At 62.2% G+C, this 12,527-nt stretch carries 10 protein-coding genes, 1 tRNA gene and 1 pseudogene; 5 read left to right on the top strand and 7 right to left on the bottom strand.

The annotated features are described in order from the left end of the window. From B4E36_RS06385 to B4E36_RS06375, 3 genes and pseudogenes are all read left to right on the top strand, one after another. Positions 1-672, top strand: a pseudogene (locus tag B4E36_RS06385) (aspartate-alanine antiporter); the annotation flags it as partial. A gap of 16 nt (positions 673-688) precedes the next feature. Further along, positions 689-1,537 carry a hypothetical protein gene (locus B4E36_RS06380; RefSeq protein ID WP_345900140.1) on the top strand — a complete coding sequence of 283 codons (849 nt, stop codon included), beginning with the start codon at positions 689-691 and terminating at the stop codon, positions 1,535-1,537. Between the two features lie 176 nt (positions 1,538-1,713). Continuing rightward, on the top strand, positions 1,714-2,811 hold the full coding sequence (locus B4E36_RS06375; RefSeq protein WP_292052566.1) for a linear amide C-N hydrolase: 1,098 nt from the start codon (positions 1,714-1,716) through the stop codon (positions 2,809-2,811). Here the strand turns inward: B4E36_RS06375 and B4E36_RS06370 are convergent. The 6 genes from B4E36_RS06370 to B4E36_RS06345 all read right to left on the bottom strand — a co-directional run bounded on the left by B4E36_RS06370 (position 2,795) and on the right by B4E36_RS06345 (position 9,128). After that, positions 2,795-4,702 carry a heavy metal translocating P-type ATPase gene (locus tag B4E36_RS06370; RefSeq protein WP_345900139.1) on the bottom strand — a complete coding sequence of 636 codons (1,908 nt, stop codon included), beginning with the start codon at positions 4,700-4,702 and terminating at the stop codon, positions 2,795-2,797. The two genes, B4E36_RS06375 and B4E36_RS06370, sit on opposite strands and share 17 nt — an antisense overlap. Positions 4,703-4,886: 184 nt before the next feature. Next, positions 4,887-4,958, bottom strand: a tRNA-Arg gene (locus B4E36_RS06365). Positions 4,959-5,184: 226 nt separating this feature from the next. Next, positions 5,185-5,973 (bottom strand): ATP-binding cassette domain-containing protein, encoded by a 789-nt coding sequence (locus tag B4E36_RS06360; protein ID WP_345900138.1) that lies wholly within the window; start codon positions 5,971-5,973, stop codon positions 5,185-5,187. Beyond that, a complete protein-coding gene (locus B4E36_RS06355) occupies positions 5,970-6,977 on the bottom strand; it encodes an ABC transporter permease (protein ID WP_292052576.1) in 1,008 nt (335 codons plus the stop codon). Before B4E36_RS06355 ends, B4E36_RS06360 begins: the two co-directional genes overlap by 4 nt. A gap of 85 nt (positions 6,978-7,062) precedes the next feature. Further along, positions 7,063-8,040 carry a substrate-binding domain-containing protein gene (locus tag B4E36_RS06350; protein ID WP_292052579.1) on the bottom strand — a complete coding sequence of 326 codons (978 nt, stop codon included), beginning with the start codon at positions 8,038-8,040 and terminating at the stop codon, positions 7,063-7,065. A gap of 50 nt (positions 8,041-8,090) precedes the next feature. Next, positions 8,091-9,128, bottom strand: coding sequence for a LacI family DNA-binding transcriptional regulator (locus B4E36_RS06345; protein WP_292052582.1), 1,038 nt, complete (start codon positions 9,126-9,128; stop codon positions 8,091-8,093). A gap of 104 nt (positions 9,129-9,232) precedes the next feature. Between B4E36_RS06345 and B4E36_RS06340 the strand changes: the two genes are divergently transcribed. Next, positions 9,233-10,264 carry a hydroxyacid dehydrogenase gene (locus tag B4E36_RS06340; protein WP_292052585.1) on the top strand — a complete coding sequence of 344 codons (1,032 nt, stop codon included), beginning with the start codon at positions 9,233-9,235 and terminating at the stop codon, positions 10,262-10,264. A 42-nt stretch (positions 10,265-10,306) separates the two neighbouring features. After that, complete coding sequence (locus tag B4E36_RS06335; RefSeq protein WP_292052588.1) at positions 10,307-11,185, top strand: sugar phosphate isomerase/epimerase family protein; 879 nt, start codon at positions 10,307-10,309, stop codon at positions 11,183-11,185. Between the two features lie 577 nt (positions 11,186-11,762). Here the strand turns inward: B4E36_RS06335 and B4E36_RS06330 are convergent. Then, a partial coding sequence (locus B4E36_RS06330; protein WP_345900137.1) for a hypothetical protein occupies positions 11,763-12,527 on the bottom strand: 765 nt, incomplete at its 5' end.

Genomic DNA, 12,527 nt, shown 5'->3' with positions numbered 1-12,527 from the left:
GGCGCCATGTCGGTCGACATACCGATCCTGCCCGATACCAGGCTCTATCGCGGCGATGTCGTCACCGTGGTCGGGCGCTCGGCGGATATTTCGGCGGTGGCGAAGACGTTCGGCTATCTCGACCGCGAGACCAACCGGGCCGACATCGCCTTCATCGCCGCCGCCATCATCGTCGGCGCGCTGATCGGTTCGCTGACGCTCCGGGTCGGCTCGGTTCCGCTGACGCTGTCGACGGCCGGCGGCGTGCTGCTGGTCGGCCTGCTATTCGGCTGGCTGCGCTCGATCCGCCCCGCCTTCGGCCGGGTGCCGCAGGCAACCACCTGGTTCATGAACTCGATCGGGCTCAACATGTTCATCGCCGTTGTCGGCCTTTCGGCGGGGCCGAGCGTGATCGCGGGATTGAAGGAGCTCGGCTTCGTCTTCGTGCTGTGGAGCATTTTCGCAGCCGCGCTGCCAATGCTGCTGTCGATCTATATCGGCAAATACATCTTCCGCTTCGATGATGCGATCCTGCTCGGCTGCTGCGCCGGTGCGCGCACGGCCGCCGCTCCGCTTGGCATGATCACCGACAAGGCGGAAAGCCAGGTGCCGTCTCTCGGCTTTTCGGTCCCCTACGCAACATCGAGCACGATCCTGACCCTGTTCGGCATCGTGATCGTGCTGATAAGCTGATGGTGCGGACGCGATGATGAACCGGAAAGCCCAAAACCCCGCCAAAGAGCCCCATGAGGAGGCGCGCGGCCCCTGGCCGTTCGTGACGCTCCGCCGCTACCACAGGGCCGGAAGACCGCTGCTCTGGCTCGCCCGCGACCACCGCAAGGGACTGTTCCGGGAACGGCGGGCGCTGGAACACACCCGCCCGGCGCCCTGGCACACCGCGCGCTACAACTGGATCATGGGGCTGATCTTCTGCATCGGCTCGTTCCTGTTCATGCTCGGCAGCTTGCTGGCGCTGTTTCCGGCGCTGACCAAAGGCCTGCCGGACTGGGCGGCCAATGTCACCTTCTTCGCCGGCTCGATCCCGTTTACCACCGCCGCCTATCTTCAGCTTTTCCAGGCGGCCAATGCCGACGAGACCTATACCAGCGGCGCGAAGCGGCCCAACCTCTTCGGATGGGACCCCAAAAGCGTCGGCTGGATCAGCGCCGCGACCCAGTTCGTGGGCACCGTCGCCTTCAACTTCAACACGTTCGACGCCATCAAGGCCCCGTCCGGCTGGCTGATGCAGAATACCGTGATCTGGCTGCCCGGCATGATCGGCTCGGTGCTGTTCCTGGTCTCGGCCTATCTCGCCTATATCGAGACCAGCCATGCGCACGATATCCGGCCGCGGCGCGAGATCGCCTGGTGGATCGTCGCGATCAATCTTCTCGGCTGCATCGCCTTCATGATCGCCTCGACGGTCGCCTATGTGCCCCGCGGCACGGACCCGCAATGGGCACTCGACGCCTCCAACGCCAATCTCTGGTTCGGAGCCTTCTGCTTTTTCGTTGCCGCCGCGCTGAGCATGGTAGAGGCGCGCCACGCGGCGCATTGAACAATGGCGTCTGATATGCTGAAACCGACAGGGCAAGGGGGAGATCGGATGACGGCCACGCGCCATGCCGACTGTTCGATCGGACAGTGCACGAAAACACGCCGTCACGGTAATCTGATCCGCCTTCGGTAACCGCGAATGACCTACCAGGCCAGCAAAGCTTCAAAGAGGATACCATGTGCACATCGCTTCTTCTCAAAGACCTTTCGGGCTCCGTCTATGCGGGGCGCACGCTAGAACTGCCGGTGGAACTGCCCTATCTGGTGGCGTTCCTTCCGAAGGGCACGAAGCTTTCATCGAAGGCCGGGGACCACGCGTCGCTGAATTACGACTGCAAATATGACGTGTTCGGCATCGTCGTGCCCAATGGCAGCGCGGACGACCTGAAGGTCGTCGAAGGCTTGAACGACGCCGGCCTCAATTTCAGCCTGCTCGCCTTTTCCGAGACGCATGGACCGGACGACACGTTTGCCGCCGACGTGCCGGTGCTTTCCGCCATCGATCTCGGCGCATGGATGCTGGCGCGGTTTTCCACGGTCGCCGAGGTCAAGGCCGCGCTGGAAGAACAGCCCGTGCTGGTTGATCCGCTGGCGGCCCTTGGCGGCGTCGTGCCGCCGTTCCACTACACCGTTCACGACAAGACCGGCGCGTCGATCGTGATCGAGTTCTTCGACGGCGAGCGCCAGGTGTTTGACAATCCGACCGGGGTGATGACCAACAGCCCGCGCTTCGACTGGCATCTGACCAACCTCAACAACTACACCCATCTCAGCAATGTCGACCATTCCAACGCGACATTTCTCGGCCAGGACTTCATCCAGCCGGATTCGGGCATCGCCACGGTTACGCTGCCCTCCTCCGACACCGCCGTCGATCGCTTCGTGCGCGCGGTCTATTACGCCAATTTCTCCGAAAAGACCGACGGTCAGGACGCGACGATAAGGCAGCTCGGCCATGTCATGAACAAGTTCGACCGCCCCAAGGGCGCCTCGGTCTATTCGAGCGCCAAGGCCAGCGCCCTGACCAAATCGGCCGGCGACTTGACCGGGCAGTCCGCCGGCGCCCCGCCCGAATTCATCACCGAATACACCTCATGGATCACCCTGATCGACCTTGAGCGCGGCGCCGTCTTCATTCGGACCTATAACAGCCTCGGCTATGCGAAGTTCGATCTGGCAACGCTGAAGGAGCAGGCGTCGACGCCGAAGATCATACCGCTCGAAGCGCTCGGCCAACATGCGTTCGACGCTGACGGGCTCATGGCCGCGCACTGACCCGCCGCTCTGTGCAGCCCGTCGATTGGAGGCCTTCTGCGGATTGCGCCGCCTGCTTTGGCACGATCCTCAAGGCGCGCAGCGCGTTCAGGATAACGGCAACGTCTATCACTTCCTGAAGTATCGCGCCCTCGACGGGCGTGAGATACCCCAGGGCCGCGGCAATCATCCCGGCAACGGAAAGGCCGATGCCGACCGCCACGCTTTCAAGCGCGATCCTGCGCGACCGTCGGGCGACCTCGATCCCCGACAGAAGCCGGTCAAGGCTGTCGACCAGCAGAACCACGTCCGCGGCCTCCGCCGAGGCCGCGGCGCCGCGTGCCCCCATCGCGACCCCGATGTCGGCCGCCGCCAGCGCGGGAGCATCGTTGACGCCGTCGCCGACCATCATCACCGGGCCATTCTTGCGCTCCGTCAAAACCAGAAGCACCTTTTGGTCTGGCGTCAGTTCGGCCCGAACCGCATCGAGACCCAGACCGTCCGTCACGGCCTCCGCCACCGCCCGGCGATCCCCGGTCGCCAGCAGGATGCGCGCAACCCCAAGCCGGCGCAATCCCGCCAGAAGCCCTGCGGTGCCTTCCCGTAGCGCATCCGCCATCACCAGATGGCCCATGATCTTGCCATCGACCGCCAGCGACACGACGACCGAACCGGCCGCGACCACCGCGCTGTCGGTATCGGCCATACCGATCTGGGAGGCGACGAAACGCGCGCCCCCGACAACCACCTTCCTGCCTCCGATGGTTCCCGAAACGCCCTGTCCGGGCATCTCGACCACGTTTTCCGGAACCGGGAGAATGGCATCATGCTGCCGGGCGGCGGCCACGACCGCCTGCGCGATCGGGTGTTTCGATGCCTGATCGAGCGCGGCGGCGAAATAGAGGACTTCGTCTTCGGTCATATCGCCAAGCGTCTGGATTGATACCAGTTGCGGGCGTCCGTCTGTCAGCGTGCCGGTCTTGTCGAGAATCAGCGTCCTGATCCGCGCCAACGCCTCCAGCGGCTTTGCGCCCTTGATCAGAACGCCGAACCGGGCCGCCCGCGACATGCCCGCGACCAGCGCCACCGGAACGGCAAGGATCAGCGGACAGGGGGTCGCCACCACCAGAACCGCCACGGCGCGGATCGGATCGCCGGTTGTCCACCAGGCCGCCGCCGAAAGAGCGATGGTGACGGCGAGGAATATCAGCGACCAGCGGTCGGCCAGCCGGGCCATCGGGGCCTTGGACGCCTGCGCCGCCTCGACCAGCCGGACGATCCCGGCATAGGTGCTTTCGGCGGCCCGCCGCGTGGCCCGCAGATCGAACGCATCGCCGGCATTGGTGGAGCCGCTCATCACATCCTGGCCCCTGTCCAGACGCACGGGCATGGATTCGCCCGTCAGCGCCGACTGGTCCAGCACCGCCCGATCACTTTCCACCGTGCCGTCGACGGATGCGACATCGCCCTGGCGGATCAGCAGAAGATCGCCCGGCGCGATGGCGTTCAACGGCACCTCCTCCAGCGCGCCATTGCTGTACCGCGTCGCGGTTCTTGGCACGCGGGAGAGAAGGTCGCTCATTTCGCGACGGGCGCGGCCCTCGGCGAAACTCTCCAGAAACGTGCCGCCCGAATACATCACGGCGACCACCGCCGCGGCGAGAGTCTCGCCAACCAACAGGGCCGCCGACATCGACAGAGCCGCCACGATATCGAGCCCGACCTCGCCCTTCGCAAGGCTGCGCACGATCTCGACCAGCAGAGCGGCAAGGACGGGCATCACGCCCGCCGCCCAGAGAACGGTCGCCGGCCCTGAAAGGCCGACGAAGTTAAGGGCGAGTCCCGCGCCAAGCCCGAGCGCGGCAATGGCAAGCAGACCGGCGTTGAGGTATCTGGGAAGCCACGCGTTCATCGACAGTTCCGCCTCCGATGACGGCCTGAGCTCCCTCGAACGCGGATCTTCCGCGCGCCGGGGCGATCGGGCAGCATGTGTATCGCAAGCTTTATAAGCCGCGCGCCCCTCTCTTTGCCATAGGGACGATACCATTTCGCCGCCGCAAGCGGGCTCGGGTGACGGATTGTCTGCCTGAAATCGATGGTGATCCCGACGCGATTCGAACGCGTGACCCTCAGATTAGGAATCTACGTTAAGAACCTGATTGCGTTTCTGCACGTTCCTCGCAGCTGGTCGATTTCCTCTTCGTCCAGATCGCACGTTGTGCCGGGCTTTACGTGCTTGATGCCGTGCCGCTGCTACGCCAGTTCGCAATGCGCGAAGGCGTACGGCCGATGCGCGGCATGAGGGCGCTTGTTCGCAGGTTGATATTGTCTGAAACGAGGCGGTTGTCGTACTCGCCACCTGCAGCGTGTCAGTAAACGAAGGCGGCAAACGGTCTAACGCGCAGGGTGATGGCCAGCCGAAAGCTCATGCGCAGCGGCCTCGGCCACATCGCCGCCGCCGACGATCGCCGATACGACTTCCGTCATGTCGGTTTCCGTGGTCTTCAGATTGGCTGCGGCATAGCCCTGATGCAGCACCACGATCCTGTCGGTCACCGACAGCACATCGTTGAGGCGGTGCGAAATCAGGATGACGCCGATGCCTTCCGACTTGAGCTGCCGGATGAGGTCGAGAACGCCCTGCACTTCCCGTACGGCAAGCGCCGCCGTCGGTTCATCCATGATCACGATGCGCGGATTGAAGGTCAGCGCGCGGGCGATAGCAACGGATTGCTGCTGGCCGCCGGAGAACGAGCCCACCGGACGGTTGATGGCCGGCAGTTTCGCGCCCAGCCGGTCGATCATTGCCTGCGCCTCGATCCGCATTTTCCGGCCATCAACGAATTTCATGCCGAGAATGTTGCGCGTCGGCTCTCGTCCGAGAAAGATGTTGGCGGCGACGTCCTGCTGGCGGGCGAGCGCCAGATCCTGATAGATCATCTCGATGCCCTTGGTCCGCCGTTCCCCGGGGGAATAGGGCGACATATCCTCGCCATCCATGATGATGGCGCCACTATCGGCCTGGTAAATGCCGGTGACGATCTTCATCAGGGTCGATTTGCCCGCGCCATTGTCGCCGACCAGCCCGATCGCCTCGCCAGCCCCGACGGTCAGGTCGACGCCATGCAGAACGGAAACGGCGCCAAAGCTCTTGGTGATGCCTTCGATCTTCAATAGGGTCATACCCGGCTCTCCTTTCTGAGCTGCCATTGGTCGATGAACACGGCCAGGATCAGAACGCTGCCGATCGCCATCTGCTGGTAGTAACTCTGGACCGCCAGAAGGTTCAGGCCGTTCTGCAGAACGCCCATGATCAGCGCGCCGATCATGGTGCCGAGGATCGAGCCCCGGCCGCCGAACAGATTGGTTCCGCCGATGATCGCCGCCGTGATCGCGGTCAGCTCATAGGAGATGCCGGCGGTCGGGTCGCCGGAATTGATGCGGGTGGAGTAGAGCAGTCCCGCCAGCCCTGCGAGCCCGCCAGACAGCATATAGAGCACGAGCCGGTGACGCCGGACATTGATGCCGGCTGTACGGGCCGCATTCTCGCTGTCGCCGATCGCAAGCGTGTGGCGTCCGAATTTGGTATAGGCCAGGATCAGATGCATGATGAAGGCCGCCGCCAGAAAGATGATCACTGGCATGGGAATGCCCAGCGGACGCCCCTGCCCGATATAGACCATCGCCTTGGGTAGACCATAGATCACCCGCCCGTCGGAAATCACCAGCGCCAGACCGCGCGCGATGCCGAGCATTCCCAGTGTGACGATAAAGGCCGGAACGAAGGCGCGGGTGATGATCATGCCGTTGACGAAACCTGCCAGCGTGCCGGCCGCTAGCGTGGCCACGACCGCGACGGGCGTCGGCATACCGAGATTGACCGCGAAAGCGGCACCGACAACGCCGGAAAGCCCCATGACGGAACCGAGCGAAAGATCGAGCCCGCCGGAGCTGAGCACGTAGGTTGCCGCGATTGCCAGAACGCCGATGGTCGAAGTCGCCAGCAGGATGTTCATCATATTGCTGACGGACAGAAAATAGGGCGACAGGCTGGTCATCGCCACGCACAGGATCAGCAATACGAGCAGGCTTTCCAGGCGGATATGCAATCTTTCGATCGATGCGGCCTGCAGCCTGCCCCAAGGGCCCGGCTCGGGACGGGTTGGTTTAGTCTGAGAATGGGTCATCTTGATCTTTCCGGAGGCAGGTCGCAACCGCTCTCGCCGTGAGCGGGGCCGGAGACGCCCGGTCTGCCGGCCCCGTAGTCAAAAACTACTTCACGTATTTGAGGACCGGATCGGTGCCTTCGTCGAGAATGGCTTTGGTCAGAACGAGTGTCTGGACATTGATCTGCTTGTCGACCGTGCCGCCATCGGCGACCTTCTTGGCGTTTTCGACCGCTTCCATGCCAACCAGATAGGGCAGCTGCGCGACGGACGCGGTCAGACGCCCATCCTTGATCGACTTGACCGCATCGGAATTGCCGTCGACGCCAATAATGACGACGTCGCCGCCCTTACCCGCCGCAAACACGCTTTCGACGGCGCCGAGCGCCATACCGTCATTGGCCGCGAAAATGCCTTTCAGGTCGGGGTTGCGGGTCAGGATATCATTGGTGATGTTGGCGGCCTTGCCGCGATCCCAGTCGCCCGGCAAAGACGCAACGATCTTGAGTCCCGGCGCCAGTTCGACGAGCCGATCGGCAAAGCCGGTCGTGCGCTTTTCACCGGTGATGTTGCCGGACAGGCCTTCGATCACCAGCACCGGTCCCTTGGCATCGGCGCCGAGCGTCTTCGCCATGTATTCGGCGCCCTGCGCGCCGGCCTTCACATTGTCCGATCCAATGGAAAAGGTGATGTCGATGCCTTCGGCCTTGAGAATGGCCGGATCGAGATTGCCGTCGAGATCGACGATCTCGATTCCGCCTTCCTGCGCTTTCTTCAGGCATGGCAGAAGATTTGTCGAGTTGATCGCGGCCGTAATCATCGCCACTGGCTTGCGCTCCAGCATTGTGTTGCAGACGTTCAGCTGACTCTCGGCGGCCTGGTCGTTTTCGACGGCCTGCAGATAATACTTCACGCCGGCGGCGTCCGCGCCCGCCTTGACGCCTTCCGCCATCGCACCCCAGAACGGATTGGCCAGCGTCTTCATCAGCACGCCGTATTCGTCATCGGCCATGGCCGGCGCGGTCGATACAAGCAGCATCAGCGCTGCGATGCCGATCTTGCCCCTGGTGGTTACCTTGAACATTTCATTCTCCTCCGATTGAAAAACTGCGTACCGATCGCCTCCTGTTGCGTTCAGTCCGCCTCCCGTTCGGTCGATTGGCGACCGAACAACTGACAGGATTCCAGATGATGTTCCGGCGGTCCTGTCACCTCATCGCTGGCTCTTGCCAGCAATACTTGCAGTGCCTTCTGCGCCATTGCCTCCACGGGCTGGGCCACGGCTGTGATGCTTGGCCACGTCGTCTGCATCCAGTCGGCATCATCGAAGCCGACGAGACAGACATCATTGGGGATTCGCAGGTTGCGACGACGCAATTCCGAAAGCACCAGCAGCGTCGAGTGCTGCGACAGCGAGAACACCGCCGTCGGTCGATTGTCTCCAGTCTCATCGAAATAGTCGCGTATCGCCTGCCGCTGGATATCCAGCGATTCGTCGGAAAGCAGCGTGTCGATCCGCACCGTCTCATCCAGCTCCCTGACGCGGGCCGTGAAGCCTTCCATGCGCAAGCGGATCGATTTCGAGATGCGTGTCGCCCCGTGGATCAGAATGCGGCGATGGTTCTGCGCCAGAAGCATTTCGGCGACCGATGCGGAGGCGGCGCTGTTGTCGGCGGTGACCGTATCGTAGCGATCGTCAATATTGACGCGATCAACGAGCACCGCGCGCATATCGAGCTCCCTGAGCTTTTCGGCGCCGAGGCCGCGTTCAGAACGCACCGGCACAAGGATCGTGCCTATCACCCGCCAGTCATTCATGCGCGAGACAAGATCGGCCTCCCGCGCCTCGCTGCCCCGTGCAGAGGAAACAATCAGATGATACCCCGCCTCCTCGGCGAGTTTTTCAAGCTCGGTCAGGAGCGCGCCGAAAAACGCGCTTTCCAGATCGGGAACGATTGCACCGATAATCCGGCGACGCTCGTTGCGCAATCCGGACGCGATCGGGTCCATCCGATAGTTCAGCTCGATCATCGCGGCGCGAACGCGTTCGACATTCATTTTCTTCACGCCCGCGACGCCGCGCACGACCTTCGATGCCGTCGCCGCCGAGACCGACGCTCGTGCAGCGACATCATGAATCGTGGGCCGGCGGTTTGCGTTCTTTCTGGACATGCGTCTCGCGCGATTTTCGATGCCGTTGAAACCTCTAATTACAAAAAGTAAATCAGTTTACTTTAAAAGTAAATCGGTTTATTTTTTAATCAGGAGGACAACTGATGCCCATGAACACCAAGCCGCTCGTGATTTGCGCCCCAGAACCGCGCAGCCTCGACCTGATCTTCACCGATGAAAAGCGGCGCCTTCTGCAGGAGCGCTACACGCTTGTCGAGACCACGGAGGACAAGGTCGCAAGCCTGGATGAGGAGGTGCTGGCGCAGGCCCGCTACATCCTCGGCCAACCGCCGATTTCCTCCGAAACCCTGGCTAGATTGAATTCGCTGCGCGCGGTCATCAATGTCGAATCGAATCTGCTCGACAACATGCCCTATGAGGAGGTCTTCGCGCGCGGCATACACGTGATTACCACGGGCGCCGTCTTTGCCGTGCCGGTTGCCGAAATCGGCCTTGGCTTCGCGATCGACCTTGCTCGCTGCATAACCGAATCGGACCTTGCGTTCCGCAACGGCAACGAAAAATGGGGCGGCGAGGGAAATGGCTCCGCTCGGCTTCTCACCAATTCCGATGTCGGCATTGTCGGCTTCGGCGATCTCGGCCGCGCGCTCAACCGCCTGCTGACCGGCTTTCGTTGCAAAATCAAGGTATTCGACCCCTGGCTGCCGCCGTCCATCTTGCGTGATCATGGTGTGGAGCCCGCCTCGCTGCAGGACGTGCTGACCCAATCCGACTTTGTGTTCGTGATGGCCGCCGTGACCACGGAGAATCGCGGTTTTCTTGGCAGCGAAGAATTCGCCGCCATGCGCAAAGGCGCTGCTTTCATTCTGATGTCGCGCGCCGACGTTGTCGATTTCGATGCCCTTCTGGAGGCGGTCGGCTCCGGCCATATCGTGGCGGCAAGCGACGTGTTTCCGCTGGAGCCGCTGCCGCTCGACCACCCTGCCCGCTCGGCTCCAGGGCTGCTGCGCTCGGCCCACCGCGCCGGCGCCATGGACGTCGCCTTCAAGCAGATGGGTGACATGGTGCTGGAAGACATGGCGCTGATGGACCGGGACCTTCCGCCGATGCGATGCAAACGCGCGGAACGTGAGACGGCGCGCCGCATGCGCTCCAAACCGGTGGACGTGAACTAGAAAATCCCCGTCCGGGTAAGCAATCGGCGTAAGGAGAATGACATGAAGTTCGGGATTTATTACTCCTACTGGGAGCAGGAGTGGAGCGCGGACTGCCTTCGCCATGTCGAGAAGGTCGCCAAACTCGGCTTCGACGTGATCGAGATCGCAGCACACCATCTGAACAGCTTCAGCCCGGCCCATATCGATGACATCGCCCGTTGTGCGCGCGACAACAATATTGCGGTGACATCGGGCCTCGGCCCATCGCAGGAGCGAAACCTGTCCTCGCCGGACGCTGACATTCGCAAGGCAGGGCGCGCCTTTTTCGAGGAGACCCTCGTCAATATCGCAAAGCTCGATGTCCATATCATCGGCGGGGCGCTGCATTCCTATTGGCCGGTCGATTATTCGCAGCCGGTCGACAAGGAGGGCGACCGGGCGCGCGGCGTCGAAGGGATTTCGAGCCTCGCCGATTTTGCCGCAGATCTCGGGATCGACCTTTGCATCGAAGTGCTGAACCGCTTTGAAAACCATGTGATCAATACGGCCGAAGAGGGCGTCGCCTTTGTCCGCGATGTCGGCAAGAACAACGTCAAGGTGATGCTCGACACCTTCCATATGAATATCGAGGAAGACAGCTTCAGGGCCGCGATTCGCACCGCCGGCCCCCTGCTCGGCCACTTTCACACAGGCGAGAACAACCGTCGGGTGCCGGGAAAGGGACGCCTTCCCTGGCATGAGATCGGCGCGGCCCTGCGCGAGATCGACTACAGGGGCGCGGTAGTGATGGAGCCCTTCGTCAAGTCCGGCGGCGGCATCGGGCGCGATATCCGCGTTTGGCGCGACCTGAGCAACGGAGCCGACGAGGCGAAGATGGATCAGGATGCCCGCGAGGCTCTGGCGTTTTCGCGTTATGTGCTGGGGGGCGACAAAGGCTGAGAACCGGCTGTACAAATTCCCTTTTGGCGTTACCTATCCGCTTGTGATGCATGGTGCAGTCACGCGGGATGCAGCCATTCGACGTGATCTCCCGGCCTGAAACACAATATCACCCAAAAAGCCCGGGACAGAACGCTTGGACGGTACAAGCTATCAGCATGCTTGACGAAATCTGGGAGCGACTTCTTGCCTCCCGCGCGGGTGCCGCCGCCGTTGACACCGGTTCCTAGAACCTGTCGTCACTGTCGTCCCGCCGAAGGTCTCCATCATGACTTCATGCTGCAACATACATGGACACCGGGAAAGGGTTGATACCAGCCTTTGCCTTGCAAAGCGCGAAGGGTGGGTCGGCAGCAAAGCGCCGCCATTTGAGTCATTCAGGCTTTCTGATGAGGGGACCAAAAGCTGACGTTGAGTGCTATCAACGAATTCAGCACGACAACTCCGCTGAAGCAGTTTTCGCGGAAATAATCGAGCGCCATTTTGCGACGGAGATCATTCATCGATGACCATCAAGTGATTTCGGAAAGCACAGAGCGGTCCACATCAGAATGGATCATCAAGCTCAGTATCAATCTCAAGACTGCCTAGGATGAAACATAGCGTTACATGACTCAGACTCCCGGTTGGAGCTGTTCCGCATTTCCCGCGCATGGATGCCGAGCATCATCAGGGCTGGCCAGAGGAGGTAGGCTTCGATCTCGATGTTTTCGCCGAAGCTCAGGACGATCATGACGAAGACGATCGAGAGCGGCAGGCGGCCGCGGGGATGGCGCACGCAATCGACGAGCACGATCAAGGTTTGCGCCAGTAGCGGTACCAGCATGGCCAGAAAGCCAGTCAGGCCCTTGACGAACAACAGGCCATACCAGGTGTGATGCGAGCCGATGGGCATATATTCCACCAGATGCGGGCCGGGCTGCACGGTGCCATGGCCGAACCAGTAGGCCTCCGACCAGCGCTCATAGGCGATGCGCTGCAGGGCCTCGCGCACGCGGGTGCTGTCGGCGCGGGCATTCTTGAAGGCGTAGATGCCGCCCTGGATCATGGTGAAGACCGCGCCGCCGAAAATCGCCATCAGCGTTGCGAAGGCGGCGGCCATCCGCCAGGCATAGACCTTGGCTACCAGCGGCAGCATGCGCGGGCCGACCGTGCAGACCACCACGCCGACAAGGCTCATGCGCGACTTGGTCAGCACGATCATGGCGAGCCCGGCGACGATGCCGCAGGTTTTCCAGAAGGGCTGCTTTTCTTCCAGCGCAAAGGCCACCATGACGATGCCGAGAAGCCCGGCAAAGGGCGACCATGGCGCATAGAACTGCCAGCGCGGCGTCCAGCTGGA

The sequence above is a fragment of the Martelella sp. UBA3392 genome (genome assembly GCF_002358775.1).
Taxonomy (GTDB): Bacteria; Pseudomonadota; Alphaproteobacteria; order Rhizobiales; family Rhizobiaceae; genus Martelella; species Martelella mediterranea.
The sequence above is the reverse complement of the archived record's forward strand: the minus strand, read 5'-3'. Positions and strand labels throughout refer to the sequence as shown.